This window comes from Syntrophales bacterium (assembly GCA_030655775.1).
Classification (GTDB): Bacteria; Desulfobacterota; Syntrophia; order Syntrophales; family JADFWA01; genus JAUSPI01.
The window spans coordinates 69,216-84,589 of record JAUSPI010000154.1; the positions used below are offsets into that span (position 1 = coordinate 69,216).

12 protein-coding genes are annotated in these 15,374 nt (G+C 43.8%); 7 read left to right on the plus strand and 5 right to left on the minus strand.

Features of this window, described 5'->3' with window-relative positions; genetic code table 11:
* Positions 1 to 2: 2 nt before the first annotated feature.
* From Q7J27_08475 to Q7J27_08495, 5 genes are all read right to left on the minus strand, one after another.
* Positions 3 to 236 carry a FeoA family protein gene (locus Q7J27_08475; protein MDO9529181.1) on the minus strand — a complete coding sequence of 78 codons (234 nt, stop codon included), beginning with the start codon at positions 234 to 236 and terminating at the stop codon, positions 3 to 5.
* 117 nt (positions 237 to 353) lie between these two features.
* The gene (locus Q7J27_08480) at positions 354 to 596 is read right to left on the minus strand and encodes a FeoA family protein (protein ID MDO9529182.1); all 243 of its coding nucleotides are present in this window, start codon (positions 594 to 596) and stop codon (positions 354 to 356) included.
* A 6-nt stretch (positions 597 to 602) separates the two neighbouring features.
* Positions 603 to 1,136 carry a metal-dependent transcriptional regulator gene (locus tag Q7J27_08485; GenBank protein ID MDO9529183.1) on the minus strand — a complete coding sequence of 178 codons (534 nt, stop codon included), beginning with the start codon at positions 1,134 to 1,136 and terminating at the stop codon, positions 603 to 605.
* Between the two features lie 314 nt (positions 1,137 to 1,450).
* Entirely contained in the window at positions 1,451 to 2,269 is an 819-nt protein-coding gene (gene panB, locus Q7J27_08490; GenBank protein MDO9529184.1) for a 3-methyl-2-oxobutanoate hydroxymethyltransferase, read from the minus strand.
* Positions 2,262 to 3,149, minus strand: coding sequence for a DUF2520 domain-containing protein (locus Q7J27_08495; protein MDO9529185.1), 888 nt, complete (start codon positions 3,147 to 3,149; stop codon positions 2,262 to 2,264). Before Q7J27_08495 ends, panB begins: the two co-directional genes overlap by 8 nt.
* A gap of 598 nt (positions 3,150 to 3,747) precedes the next feature.
* Here Q7J27_08495 and Q7J27_08500 point away from each other — a divergent pair.
* The 7 genes from Q7J27_08500 to Q7J27_08530 all read left to right on the plus strand — a co-directional run bounded on the left by Q7J27_08500 (position 3,748) and on the right by Q7J27_08530 (position 15,166).
* Positions 3,748 to 8,085 (plus strand): acyl-CoA dehydratase activase, encoded by a 4,338-nt coding sequence (locus tag Q7J27_08500; GenBank protein ID MDO9529186.1) that lies wholly within the window; start codon positions 3,748 to 3,750, stop codon positions 8,083 to 8,085.
* A 129-nt stretch (positions 8,086 to 8,214) separates the two neighbouring features.
* Positions 8,215 to 9,594, plus strand: coding sequence for a tRNA lysidine(34) synthetase TilS (gene tilS / locus Q7J27_08505; GenBank protein ID MDO9529187.1), 1,380 nt, complete (start codon positions 8,215 to 8,217; stop codon positions 9,592 to 9,594).
* 191 nt (positions 9,595 to 9,785) lie between these two features.
* A complete protein-coding gene (gene ftsH / locus Q7J27_08510) occupies positions 9,786 to 11,615 on the plus strand; it encodes an ATP-dependent zinc metalloprotease FtsH (protein ID MDO9529188.1) in 1,830 nt (609 codons plus the stop codon).
* Between the two features lie 135 nt (positions 11,616 to 11,750).
* Complete coding sequence (gene folP / locus Q7J27_08515) at positions 11,751 to 12,986, plus strand: dihydropteroate synthase (GenBank protein ID MDO9529189.1); 1,236 nt, start codon at positions 11,751 to 11,753, stop codon at positions 12,984 to 12,986.
* A 1-nt stretch (position 12,987) separates the two neighbouring features.
* The gene (gene acpS, locus Q7J27_08520) at positions 12,988 to 13,401 is read left to right on the plus strand and encodes a holo-ACP synthase (protein ID MDO9529190.1); all 414 of its coding nucleotides are present in this window, start codon (positions 12,988 to 12,990) and stop codon (positions 13,399 to 13,401) included.
* Positions 13,402 to 13,441: 40 nt separating this feature from the next.
* The gene (tsaE, locus tag Q7J27_08525; protein MDO9529191.1) at positions 13,442 to 13,945 is read left to right on the plus strand and encodes a tRNA (adenosine(37)-N6)-threonylcarbamoyltransferase complex ATPase subunit type 1 TsaE; all 504 of its coding nucleotides are present in this window, start codon (positions 13,442 to 13,444) and stop codon (positions 13,943 to 13,945) included.
* Positions 13,946 to 15,166, plus strand: coding sequence for an aspartate kinase (locus Q7J27_08530; protein MDO9529192.1), 1,221 nt, complete (start codon positions 13,946 to 13,948; stop codon positions 15,164 to 15,166).
* Positions 15,167 to 15,374: the final 208 nt, after the last annotated feature.

Here is a 15,374-nt window from a genome sequence, read left to right on the forward strand (position 1 = left end):
TTTTATTCTACCTCCACTTCTATATGATTAGCTTCATTGTTTCGCAGGGTCAGCGTAAAGCCCATGACTCTCAAAGCCACGGGATCGTACAGAGGCGCCCGCCCCTGAATCTTAATGGCCGTCCCCGGAACAAGGCCCATATCACGGATGCGCCTGCCAAGCTCGCCTCCTATCTTCACGGCGGATATGATTCCGGACTGGTTATCCCTCATTTTTCGCATCATTATTTTGTCCACGTTATAAACCTCCTCATATTTCAATAAATCGACAAAGTTAGAATAGTGATGTATTGTTAGAATATTCTAACTTACTGGTCAAAAAAAATTACACTTTAGACCCTTTTCTTCCCATCATCAAGCCCCGTTTTCTGAAACCATAATTTTCTGTGCCATTCCTGTTCCTATGGCCATACGCGCTTCTCCAATGGCGACAATAAAAGGTCCCGGATCACCACGTCTTATGACCTCAATCTCTGAACCCGGCCACATACCCATGCTTATCAGGCGCTCCTGCATCCCTCTTCCACCGGCAAGAGAGACAATTCTCACCCTCTTCCCAAGCGATGCCATTGGTAAAGATATTATTTTAGGTTTCATGTTAAATCACCGACCTTCCTCATTACTCTCCAACTCTTTTATTCTCGCACTATACTGTTCTGCAAAATTCTTCATCTGCGCCAGGCACTTATCGTCAACGCGACCATGCTGTTGATAATCATTGAAACGCTGCAACCAGTCAGAACCACTCCTTGGACAATTCTCAACGAATTCCATAAACTTCACAACCCTTTCTAACGTAACAGGGCTGACAGCGTGTTCCATCTTACAGGCATCTTCTTCAGCCGTTTCTTTGTCTATGTTTAATATATCAGTTAAAAAATCACGTAAAATTACATGCCTTCGGTACACGTCTTTCGCGATACGTTTGCCCTTTGTTGTCAGTTCCACATATTCATATTTCTCATGATTGATTAGACCCCTCTGTGCAAGCGTACCCATCATACTGGTGACCGTCGGCAGCTTCACCTCCATCTCTTTGGCTATATCTTTAACGCGAACAGCTTTTTTAGATTTCTCCAGGTTAAAAATAGCCTCCAGATAATCTTCCATTGTAGAACTTAACTTTTTTTTGCCCATAATTCCATTACTCCCGAACCTCGGCTAAAGGAGATCTTTGCATAATTGTTGTTCTGGTCATTGCGAGGAGCGGAGCGACGTGCCAATCTCTTATATTTACAATGAGTTAGAGATTGCTTCACTTTCGTTCGCAATGACAATATGGTATTATGCAAAGCTTTCTAAAGATCAGTTAGAGTACCGCAAATTTTCTCACACAATTAGGACAATAAACAGATGTTAGAACAACCTAATGTAGATTAAGTACTCTAAAGAATGGTTTGTGTCAAGCTTTTTGTTGGGACTGCACTACATTTTGCAAGAGCTTCATCGACTTACAAGAACGAATGTTCTTCTCCGGGAAAAACTTCTGCCTTCACTTCATCCAGGTATTGTTTGACGGCCACTTTCACTACATCACTTAGATTGGCATACTTCTTAACAAATTTCGGTGTAAATTTTTCAAACATTCCAAGCATATCGTTGACCACCAGTACCTGTCCATCGCAGTTAACACCGGCTCCTATACCGATTGTGGGTATCTTAAGCGATTTTGTAATCTCCTCAGCCAGACCGGCAGGCACAGACTCCAGAACAATGGAAAATGCTCCGGCCTCTTCAAGTATTTTGGAATCTTCCATGATCTTTTTAGCTGCCATAGCTTCCCTGCCCTGTACCTTGTAACCCCCGAGCTTATGAACGGACTGAGGTGTGAGCCCCACGTGGCCCATAACCGGAATTCCCACCGATGTCATTCTTCTGACGGTTTCGGCCATTTCTCTCCCCCCTTCCAATTTTACACCATGAGCGCCAGCCTCCTGCAGGAACCGACCCGCATTGCGGACAGCTTCTTCAACGGAGACCTGATAGGACATAAACGGCATATCTCCGATAACCATGGCACGTTTCGCGGCACGGGATACCGGTCTTATGTGGTGGATCATATCTTCCATAGTAACCGGCAGGGTGCTGTCATACCCGAGGATCACCATACCAAGAGAATCCCCCACCAGCATAATATCGACACCGGCTTCGTCCAGAAGAGCGGCAGTGCAATAATCATAAGCGGTCAGCATGGTGATTTTTTCGCCCTTTCTTTTCATTTCAAGGGTTACAGGGATTGTTATTTTGTTTACTTTCCCTTCCTTACTCATCCTCCGATCCTCCTCCGAGCAGCAGTGATTTGATCTCTTCTGCCTTTCTATGTGTGAGAGTTTTATTCTTAAGGCCGATATCTGAGGCAAAAGCCCCCATGCTATTGTACACATCCAGAAATTCGGGAAGTCTGTCACGAAATGCCTCAATATGTTTTTTTACCGTTTCGATGTCGCCTCTCGATATCGGTCCGGTTAACGATTGGACTGTTCCCCGGTTTTCAATATTATTTATTGTTCCGGTGACAAGCGGCCAGAACGCCTTGATAGCACTCTCCCGGTTTAAACCGACACTCTTGTAAACTTCTTCAACCATATGCATCAGAACAACCAAATAGTTCGATGCCATACATGCAGCAGCGTGATAAAGCGGTCTATCAGCATCTGAAACGAAAAAAGGTACACCACCAAGATCCCTGACAATTTGAACTGCCCAGTCCTTGATTTCCTCTTCAGCCGTAACACCAAAGGTGCTCCCGGGAATATTTTTTACAGCACCTTCTACGCTGACAAAAGACTGAATCGGGTGCATGCTCGCTATGCGTGCCCCGGCCCTGCGGGCAGATTCCAGAAGATCAAGTTTTCCGGCACCGCTCATGTGAACAACTTTTTTACCGGCACCTACTCCCCCTTTTCTTGATATTTCCTCACAAACGGAAGCAATCACGTCATCACCGGTAGTTATAAAAATACATTCTGCCTGAGATGCCGCACCGGCAAGACTCGCATAAACTTTCCCGCCCGTATATGTAACCCCCTTTTCCGCTGATTTCACGGACCTGCTTGCAACCGCCACAATTCTATAGCCTGCAGATCGAAGAAGAGATCCAACTGCCGTCCCTACCCTTCCCATTCCAAGAATCGCGATGTTATCTTTCATTGTCATTTCCCCAAACCTAAAAAAAAGCCTTCCGGACTGTTTCCGGAAGGCTTTAAAAGTCTTTATTGTCACCATTGCAGTAACATATTTCCGACTATAAACTTATCTGTTAACCTTCTCGTCTCAGTCCGGCAATTTCGGATCCAAGCGGATAGCTTTTTTGCTACCATACATGATAACAGACAGTCAATATAAATATTGCTATTGATTATTGCTTCCTGTCCTCCCCAAAAATAGACATTGACCCTTCCAACACAGTAGGACAGGCGTCCCGCCTGTCCATAATGGTGAATCGCTTAGACAGCCGAGACGGCTGTCCTACGGGATGGGGAAGACAGACTTTATTTTCAATGTCTATTTTGGAGTCCTCGAAAGCCGTTGCAATTTTGCTTGTAATTGATATATATCTTTTATATATTTCTTGACGACGCCAAATGGTCTGCCCCGCGGCAAGCCGCGGGGTATCAAAATAAGTGTTTTATCTTTTCTGTCGCAGCACGCTACGGGGAATTAACCCCTACAGATTTCGCATTGTTCTTCAAATGATTAGAGTAATCCGTGTAATCTGCGAAATCTGTGGATTTAAAGGTAAACGGAGATGAAATCGCTCGGTATATGCATAGGGGCTACAACATTATCAACCGTAGGGCTTTCAATAGATACAGATAACAGTATCTCCACAACAGACATCTTTACAGAACCTCATAATGGTAATCCTCAAGAAACTCTTCTAAAAGCCCTGGCAGAGCTAAACATAAACAACTATTCCAGAATTGCTGTAACTGGCAGAAAATTCAGGAATTTTGTCAATCTTTCCTCTATTTCAGAGCCGGAAGCCGTGGAGGTCGCCCTTTTCCATTTAAACGGCAAGCAGAAACGTTTCAATGCAATTGTCAGCATCGGCGGGGAAACCTTCATGGTATATGCCCTTGGAAAAGACGGAAGGATAACATCTGTGCAAACAGGCAATAAATGTGCCTCTGGTACTGGGGAATTCTTCCTGCAGCAGATAAGAAGAATGGGGATTACCCTTGATGAAGCGATCAATATCGCTCAAACGGAAGAACCGTATACGGTTGCAGGACGTTGCAGCGTCTTTTGTAAAAGTGATTGTACACACGCAACCAACAAGGGGGTGCCAAAAGGGCGGGTAGCTGCCGGATTATGTCAGATGATGGCAGGAAAAGTCCTGGAAATCATTAAGCAAATTCCCAGAAAAGACATTATGGTCATCGGAGGCACTTCACAGAACTCCGTAATGATTGATTATCTTGAAAGAGAAATAACAAATCTGGTAGTCCCAAAAGAGGCCCCATATTTTGAGGCGCTGGGATGCGCACTGTGGGCATTAAATAATGAGACCATCCCCTTTCCTGAAACAGAAAATCTCTTCAAAAGTGAACAGGATCCATTTTTTTACCTGCCTACGCTTAAAAACTTTGAAAACAGGGTTGATTTCAAAACCACACAAAGAGGGGAAGTAAGAGAGGGTGATCGTTGCATACTCGGGCTCGATGTCGGATCAACGACAACAAAGGCAATAATCCTGAGAATTTCAGACAATAAGGTTTTGGCATCAATTTACTTAAGAACAAGCGGCGATCCGGTCAGTGCATCGATGGAATGCTATGAAGACCTGTATAATCAACTCGGCACCCTTGAAGACAAGATAAAAATTACAGGACTGGGAGTAACCGGATCAGGCAGACAGATCGCCGGTCTCCACGCAATGACCGACTGCATAATCAATGAAATTATTGCCCATGCAGCCGGGGCACTCTTCTTTGACCCGGAGGTGGATACAATATTTGAAATTGGCGGACAGGATGCAAAATATACTTATATAACAAATGGAGTTGCTTCAGATTACGCGATGAATGAGGCCTGCAGTGCGGGAACCGGTTCTTTCCTGGAAGAAGCGGCAAAAGAGACTCTCGGAATTGAGATGGAGGAAATTGCCGATATCGCCCTGCGGGGACAAAAGCCACCAAACTTTAATGATCAGTGTGCGGCTTTCATAAGCAGTGATATCAAAAACGCACTCCATGAAGGACTCAAAAGAGAAGATATCGTCGCCGGGCTTGTGTACTCCGTTTGCATGAATTACGACAATCGGGTCAAAGGAAACAGGCCTGTCGGAAACAAGGTATTTATGCAGGGAGGGGTTTGCTATAACCGGGCAGTGCCTATAGCAATGGCCTCCTTAACCGGGAAACGTATAATCGTCCCGCCCGACCCGGGACTGACCGGCGCCTTCGGAGTTGCCCTCGAGGTAAAACGCAGACTTGAGACAGGCCTTACCAAAGAAAAAGCCTTTTCACTGAAACAGCTTAAAGACAGGACACTGAAATATGGTAAACCCTTCATCTGCAAGGGTGGTAAAGAAAAGTGCGACCGGAAATGTGAAATAGCAAGGATAGAAATAGAAAACGAAATACATCCTTTCGGGGGTGCCTGTAACAGATGGTATAATTTGCGGTTCAATATTAATGTAAATCCGGAAGAATTAGACCTGGTCGCGCTTTATGAAAAACTCATTTTCCACAAATATATAAACTCTTCGGAAGAGCCTGACACCGATAAAGATTCAAAAACCATCGGAATTAATAAATCTTTCTGGACGAATACATATTATCCGCTCTTACATGACTTTTTTTCCCGAATCGGCTTTAAGGTTCAGCTTTCCGATACCATAGACAAGGATGGGATGGATCGAAAAGGAACCGCATTTTGTTATCCTGCTGAAATTTCTCATGGCTATCTGGGGAATATACTGAAAAAGATGCCCGACTATCTGTTCCTTCCACAGGTCAAGGGAAACTACGTAGAAAATGGACTCAACGATTGTTCATCAACCTGTCCCCTCTCTCAGGGCGAACCGTACTATCTCGCATCTGCCTTCAAGGATCATGAAATATACCGGGAACTTAAGAAAAATGACGGGATACTGTCACCTGTAATCGATTTCTCTCAGGGATACAGGCAGGCAGAAGACACCTTTGTTTCAGTGACAAAGAAATTGGGGGTCGGAAAAAACAAGGCACGCCTCGCATACAAAAAAGCGCTGAGCGTCCAGGAGACTGTGTTCGACGAAATGAAGGAAAAAGGCAGGGAGGTATTGACCGAACTCGAAGCCAATCCGGATATGATTGCCATTGTTGTTTTCGGGAGGTCATATAATGCGTTCGTATCTGAAGCCCACATGGGTATTCCTAATAAGTTCGCATCGCGCGGGGTTAAGGTTATCCCCTTTGAGTTCCTTCCACTGAAAGATGAACCGGTCGATAACCAGATGTTCTGGTCTGCAGGACAGTCAATCCTCAAAGGTGCCAGCTACGTGAAGAAACACCCCCAGCTCTTTGGATGTTACATCACCAACTTTTCCTGTGGTCCTGACTCGTTCCTCATCGGATATTTCCGTGATTTAATGGGGAAAAAACCTTCCCTGACGCTGGAGCTGGACAGCCATGTTGCAGATGCCGGGCTCGAGACCAGAATCGAAGCGTTTATGGACATCATTAAAAGTTACCGTGAATTGGATATGGAAATAAGGGTTGTCGATGTTTCAGATAATTTCGTACCTGCAAGGGTACATTCAAATCATAATCAGCAAGTATTTACAGACTCGTCCGGAAAGGAATGTTCAATATTTGACCCATATGTTCATCTTATATTTCCATCGATGGGCAAATTCCATACCGAGGCTGCTGCTGCTGCATTCAGGGGTATGGGGATACGTGCATCGGCGCTTCCACCTGCTGATGAAGAGGCACTGAGACTCGGCAAAGGAAATACTACCTGTAAAGAGTGTTTGCCGTTACTTCTTACAACGGGAAGTCTCTTGAAGTACCTAAAACATCGGGAGAACGATAAAGAACTGGTTATCTATTTTATGACGACCGCCTCAGGTCCATGCAGGTTCGGTCAGTATAGCGTCTTTATCAATAACCTGATTGCCAAGCTAAAAATAGAAAATGTTGCCCTGTTTTCCCTTACAGCTGAAAACAGCTATGCAGATATCGATGAAAAACATCTTACATCGAGGCTTTGGGCATCCATTGTCATTTCAGATATAATGGAGGAAATTTATTCCCTGGTTCTGACCAATGCCGTCAATCCGAATTCGGCAATGCACATTTACAGGGAAGAATGCAGGAGAATAACAAGGACGCTGGAAAGCTATTCAGATTTAAAAGAACTGACTCAGACACTTGAGACAGTAGCAAGCAACCTGAAAAAAATACCCATGAAAAGGTTTATTGAAGATACACCGGTTGTTTTACTTACAGGGGAAATCTTTGTTCGTAATGACGATATTTCAAGACAGTTTATCGTAGAAAGACTTGCCCGAAAGGGATTCGCAACAAAGGTTTCCTCCGTATCGGAGTGGATTTACTATACAGACTGGTGCTTTAAAAATAACCTTTCGCGTGCACACTTCGGCCTGAAGGAAAAACTATCGCTACTTGTCAGATCAAGAACAATGAAAAAATATGAAAAAACTTTCAAAAAGATACTGGCAAAATCCGACCTGTTTCAATACAAACTCGAAGACATAGACCACCTCGTTTCCCGCACACGTCATCTGATCAACCCTGAACTGACAGGCGAGGCGATTCTAACGACCGGAGCGTCAATAAATGAGGTTCTGGATCATTACTGCGGAGTCATTGCAATAGGACCATTTGGGTGTATGCCCAACCGTATATCGGAAGCCATCCTCTCGAGGGAGATGAACAGAGACGGAAAAACAGCAACCGGAACCAGTAGCAAAAGAACAAGAAACCTGCTAAACAAAATTGAGGATTTCCCCTTCCTGGCAATCGAGAGTGACGGGAATCCATTCCCGCAGATCATCACGGCAAAACTGGAAACATTTTTACTGCAGGCAGGAAGGGTGCATGAAGAAATGCAAAAAAGTTTCCACGCTTTGTAGAGTGATAGTTCCAAGCTGTTTCGCCCATGTAGACTCCAGAAGTCAGGATTCAGAACCCAGAAGAAAAACGGAACAATTATTCTGATTTCTGTCTCCTTAATCCTGAATTCGATTTTCATATAGATGATCATGCTTAAAAAAGTAAAAGAAACAATAATAAAACATAATATGCTCGACAAGGAAGACAGGGTTGTCGTAGCCGTTTCCGGTGGGCCGGATTCCGTTGCCCTTTTGAAGGCATTAAGCATCATATCCGATGAATATCATCTCTTCCTAATTGCCGCTCATTTTAATCATGGACTCAGGGGAGACGAGTCGGACAGTGACGAATCCTTTGTTAAAAATCTCAGCAAATCGATAGGTATTGTATTTGAATCAGGTTATGTAGACATCCCTTCACTAATTAAAAAAAAGGGGGGATCGACCGAAATTATTTGCAGAAATGAGAGATACAAATTTCTTGAAGATATACAAAAAAAGTACAGGGCAGACAAGATTGCCCTTGGACATAATCTGGGTGATCAGGCCGAAACTGTCGTTATGAAATTCCTGAGAGGAAGCGGCATGGAAGGATTGAGGGGTATTCTTCCCGTGCGAGACAGTATTTATATCAGACCACTTATATCCGTCACAAGAGAAGAGATTTTAAATTTTCTAAAAAAAGAGGATGTAAAATATGTTACTGACAGCTCTAACATAGAAGATACCTATCTCAGAAACAGAATAAGGAGCAGCTTGATACCCGAACTGATGGAAAACTACAACCCCGGATTGATAGAAAATCTGGGGCGTATGGCGAACATAATCCGGACAGAAGATGATTATATCAAAATGACGGTTGAAGAGATCCTGGAAAGTTGGAATATCAACCGAAATGAAGGGGAGATCAGAATAAAGCTGCCGGAACTTGTAAAGCTGCATAAAGCCATTCAATGGAGAATCGTCAAAACCCTCCTTCAAAATTATTCTCCTTCGAAAAAAGGAATCGGCTACATCCATGTAAAATCTGTAATGGATTTAGTCGAAGGAGATAACCCCAGCGGCACATTGAATCTTCCATTTTACCTGGAGGTGAGGCGTGAGTACGACATTATTACACTCTCAAAAAAGAAGCCTGACACAGACAGTACATTTTGCTACGGCGTAGAAATTCCGGGCTCCGTTGATATTAAAGAGCTTGGCATAACGGTACAATTTCATCTTATTGATAACATTTCACCCATAAATTTTAATGCAAACAGCACAGCGTTTATGGATTATGAACAGATCTCTTTTCCACTCACTATAAGAAATGTAAAATCAGGTGACAGTTTCCAGCCTTTCGGCATGAACGGAACAAAAAAATTGAAATCATTTTTTATTGATGAAAAAATACCTAAAAACCGGAGAAAAAAACTCCCTCTTCTGGTAGATCAAAAATCCGTTTTATGGATTATGGGAATAAGACTATGCGAAAGGATAAAAATTACAGATAAAACAAGAAAAGTGGTAAAAGTAAAAATTGTTTGAAATTATACAAATGTTGTTATAATTAAGGAAGTGCCTAAAGTTTGAAGTGTCTAAAGTGAGCTAAAGTTAATGCTACACGCCTTCGGCGCAGTCGGTTTTAAAACAGGTTGCGCTGAAAGCGCATTCTTTAACTTTAGGCACTTTAAACTTTAGCTCACTTTAGTTCACTTTAGTTCAAAGGAGAGTACATATTGAATCCACTACAGAAAAACATAGCGCTCTGGCTTGTCATAAGTCTTGTATTTGTATTTCTGTTTCACATCTTCAACCAACCGAAACAGATGAAGGAGAGTATCGTATACAGCGATTTTACTGATCGTGTCGAAAAGGGTCAGATTATCGAGGTCACCATTCAGGGAGGAAAAGTTACAGGAAAACTGATCGACGGAAGAGACTTCAGGACTTATGCCCCCAATGATACAGAGTTAGTTTCTCTTTTAAAGAAAAAAAAGGTGAGGATTTCGGCCAAACCCGCTGAAGATTCTCCCTGGTATATGACTATCCTCATTTCCTGGTTTCCTATGCTCCTTCTCATCGGCATATGGATCTTCTTCATGAGGCAGATGCAATCGGGAGGGGGGAAAGCCATGTCTTTCGGAAAAAGCAGGGCACGGCTGATGACAGATAAGTCGAAAAAGGTAACCTTCGAAGATGTCGCAGGAATCGACGAGGCAAAAGAAGAACTGGAAGAAATTATAGATTTCCTGAAGGACCCCAAGAAGTTTACCAGACTTGGGGGTAGAATACCCAAGGGGGTGCTCCTCGTAGGGCCACCCGGTACTGGAAAAACCCTGCTTGCCAGGGCGATTGCAGGTGAGGCAGAGGTCCCTTTTTTCAGTATAAGTGGTTCAGATTTTGTTGAGATGTTCGTGGGAGTCGGGGCGTCACGTGTAAGAGACCTATTCAACCAGGGCAAAAAACACGCCCCCTGTATTATATTCATTGACGAACTCGACGCCGTGGGAAGACTCAGGGGGGCTGGACTGGGCGGCGGACACGATGAAAGGGAACAGACACTAAACCAGCTACTGGTAGAAATGGATGGTTTTGAATCCAATGAAGGAGTGATCCTTGTATCGGCGACCAACCGGCCCGACGTGCTCGATCCTGCCCTGTTGAGACCCGGGCGGTTCGACAGACAGGTGGTGGTTCATCTTCCCGATTTAAAGGGCAGAGAAAAGATTTTTGACGTTCATGTCAAAAAGACCCCTATGAAAGATGATGTTGATTTATCAGTACTTGCCAGGGGGACACCGGGATTTTCAGGAGCTGATATTGAAAACCTCGTGAATGAAGCCGCACTCTTTGCAGCAAGATTTAACAAAGACAATGTCTCCATGAGCGATTTCGAGTATGCAAAAGATAAGGTACTAATGGGTACCGAGAGAAGAAGTATGGTTATCAGCGATGCAGAAAAGAAGACAACGTCCTACCATGAATCGGGGCATGCCCTGGTGGCAAGGTTGTTGCCGGAAACCGATCCAATTCATAAGATTACCATAATTCCGAGAGGGAGGGCATTAGGTTTAACTCAGCAACTGCCTATAGATGAAAAACACACCTATCCTAAAAAATATCTCCTGCACAACATCGCCATCCTTCTGGGAGGTAGAGCAGCGGAAGAGCTGGTATTTAATGACTTTACTACCGGTGCGGGAAATGACATAGAACGAGCGACTGACATTGCCAGAAAAATGGTCTGCCAATGGGGCATGAGCAGCGAGATGGGCCCTTTGAGTTTTGGGAAAAAAGAAGAGCAGATTTTCCTTGGACGGGAATTCGCAACACACAAGGATTACAGCGAAGAAACCGCAGAAAAAATAGACAGAGAAGTGACCAGAATCGTTACAGAAAATTATCAAAAAGCCAAAACTATTTTACTTGACAATATGGATATCCTTCACAAACTTGCGAATGCGCTTTTAGAAAAAGAGTCCTTAAACTCTGACGATCTGGATGAGATAATAGGGATAACTGCCGAAGAAGTAGCTACATTAGAGAAGGAAGATAAAAACTCATAACAATCTGAAACTTCTTACGGGAGAAACGAATTGGCATGGTGCGTTTAAACAAACGCACCTATTTTTATACGAAAATCCCCCCTTACCCCCCTTTAGTAAAGGGGGGATTTCCATGCTTCGTTGTGGATGTAAGCCATGAGTGTTTATAAAAAAGTTTTCAAAAAGGAATCTGGCTTGAGATATCTAAATCTATCATCACTTTCTGGAGCCGTCGAAGAGCTACAAAAAGTCGGAGCGGATCCGTACGGCATTGAAGCGATGGCGCCCAAAATGATGAACATGAATATACTGATTGAAGATATTGAATGCAAGGTGGCAAATATAATAAAACAGGAGATGCTTTCAATTGGTGGTGATGCAGCCGTTGCCAGAGGTTCCATAGACTGCAGCATTGCTAAAACAGACACAATCATCATAGGCACTACCAAGCAGATAAGACAATTTGCCGATAAGATATCATCTCAGCCCTTCGGATTAAAAAGGATAGGAAGCGACATCAAGCAACTCCTTGATAATATATCAAGGGACTCCTTTACCATCAGGACTCCGAAAAGGGAGATAGCCCTGGGTGACCGCACGCTGATCATGGGAATCATAAACGTCACACCGGACTCTTTTTCCGATGGAGGCCTCTTCAGCTGTGTCGATGAAGCCGCGGAATACGGCAAAGCGATGGTAAGGGACGGAGCTGATATACTGGATGTGGGTGGAGAATCCTCCAGACCCGGATCCGATTCCGTGTCGATAGAAGACGAGTTGAACAGGGTCATCCCTGTAATAAAAAAACTAAAGGAAGCGGTTTCCGTTCCCGTCTCGATAGATACCACCAAGGCAGATGTCGCCAGAAAAGCCGTAGAATCGGGCGCTGAAATTATCAACGATATCAGTGCTATGAGATTCGATGATAAGATGCCGGCGGTTGCAGCGGACTGTGGAACGCCCATCATCCTCATGCATATGAGGGGAACTCCCAAAGACATGCAGGAGGGTGACCTGACGTATCGCTCCCTCAGCGGAGACATCATCGCCTTCCTGAAAGACAGAATAGAAAAGGCTGAATCCTGTGGAATAGATTCTGAAAATATCATTATCGATCCAGGCATAGGATTTGGCAAAACGGCAGAAGATAACATCAAGTTGCTGAAACATTTGAGTGAATTCAGGTCGCTGGGAAGACCAATCCTAGTTGGAACCTCTCGAAAATCCTTCATCGGGGAAATAACCGGTGAAGAAGATCCCAAAATGCGCACCTACGGGACTGCGGCGACGGTTACCGCCGCAATAATGAACGGAGCGAATATTATAAGGGTTCATGACATAAAGGCAATAAAACATGTAGCGGCGATTGCCGATGCGATCTTAAGGGGATAGAATGATATGCGGGATAGGGATAGACTTGGTTGAGATTGACAGGATAGAAAAGATCCTGAAGAGATGGGGTGAAAGATTTACAGACAGGGTCTATACCGAAGATGAACTTGAATACTGTCAGAAACGCGCACATCCGGCAACACACTTTGCGGCACGGTTTGCAGCCAAGGAGGCATTTCTCAAGAGTATTGGAGTTGGTCTTGCCGGTGAAATAACCCTAAAAGATATAGAAGTGCTTACCAATCAGCAGGGAAAGCCGTATTTGAACTTTAGCGACAGGATAAAACCCATCTTAAATCGCTGCGGGGGCACACCTGCTGTTCATCTGAGCATCACACACACCAGCAAGTACGCCACTGCCGTCGTTGTACTTGAAAACAGGGTTCCGAGTTCTGAGTTTAAAGTTCCGAGTTGAAAACTTTGAACCTTGAACTTTGAACTCAGGACTTTGAACTTTGAACTCTGAACTCAGAACTCAGAACTCAGATATAATCCTGATTTCCAATAGCGCCGAGGATACGCAGATCATCGGCAAGATTATAGGAGAATACCTCCGGGGCGGAGATGTTGTTGCACTCATTGGCGAACTCGGTTCAGGCAAAACCTGTATTACGCGGGGCATTGCCAGGGGCGTCGGCGTATCTGAGAAATATCAGATAACAAGTCCAACATTCACCCTGATCAATGAATATCCCGGAAGAGCGACCCTTTATCATTTGGATATTTATAGATTATCAGGCTTGCAGGATTTAGAGGATATGGGGTATGAAGAATACTTTTATGGCGATGGTATCATCGTTATTGAATGGGCTGAGAAAATAAAGGAGATACTTCCCAGTGAATGTTTTAATATTTATTTAAGATACCTTGATGAAAATAAAAGGGAACTCAAGATTTCCGGTCGCAGGGATACAATAGAAAAAATTTCAGAAAAATTAAAAAGAGGAGGGTTTCGGTAGATGGCTCTTATTGTTCAAAAATATGGTGGCACTTCGGTGGCCAATACTGAAAAAATAGAAAACGTGGCCAGGAGAGTCATCAATTCAAAAAAATCAGGAAATGAACTTGTCGTTGTGGTATCCGCCATGTCCGGTGAAACGGACAGGCTTATTGATCTCGCCCACAGCGCATCCGATAAACCGGATGCAAGAGAGTATGATGTCCTCATTTCAACAGGCGAGCAGATAACGGTCTCCCTTCTTGCTATTGTTTTAAACAAGATGGGTTATAAGGCCAAATCTTTTTTAGGTTACCAGGTGAAGGTGGTTACAGACAAGAATCACAAAAGTGCAAGAATTCTCAGTGTTGATACAAAGGCAATCACCGATGAACTGAAAAAGGGGACTATCGTGGTCGTTGCCGGATTTCAGGGCGCTGACATAGAAAATAATATCACCACCTTGGGAAGAGGCGGGTCTGATACAACTGCCGTTGCAGTAGCGGCAGCTCTTCACGCCGATGTCTGTGAAATATATACAGATGTTGACGGGATATATACAACGGATCCATCCGTATGCCAAAAGGCAAGAAAGCTGAAGAAAATAACTTATGATGAAATGCTGGAGATGGCAAGTGCAGGAGCAAAAGTGCTCCACCCACGTTCAGTGGAACTGGCAAAAAAACACGGTGTTCCTGTACATGTAAGGTCATCATTTAATGACAAAGCAGGCACTTTTGTAACGAAGGAGGACGATGAAATGGAGAAAGTGGTTGTGTCCGGTGTCACATACGACAGAGATCAAGCAAAAATTACAGTTGTTCATGTTCCGGACAGGCCGGGTATAGCAGCACGCCTGTTTACCCCGCTTTCGGACAAAAATATAGTGGTTGATATGATCATTCAGAACGTAAGTATTGAGGGTTATACTGATCTGACATTCACAGTCTCAAGAAAAGACATCAGCGAAGTTAAGGAGATACTTGAAATAGTAGCCAAAGATGTGGGAGCGGAAAGAGTCGAATATGATGAAAATATTTCAAAGATATCCATAGTAGGTGTCGGAATGAGGAGTTATGCAGGAGTTGCATCAAGGATGTTTACCGCCCTCGCAAATGAAAGAATAAATATCATGATGATAAGCACCTCAGAAATAAAGATATCCTGTGTTATAGAGGCCAAATATACAGAGCTGGCCGTTACGGTTCTTCATGACACCTTTGAACTGGAAAAGGAAGGATAGGAAAACTCGCTATCGGCTAAAGCCAATAGCTTGAGGCACAAAGGCAAAGCCGCAACCCCAAAAGTGTCTAAAGTTTGAAGTGCCTAAAGTGAGCTAAAGTTAATGTACACGCCTTCGGCGCGGTCAAATTAGAAACAGGCTGCGCTGAAAGCGCATTCTTTAACTTTAGGCACTTTAGCTCACTTTAGTTCACTTTACACTCTTAACT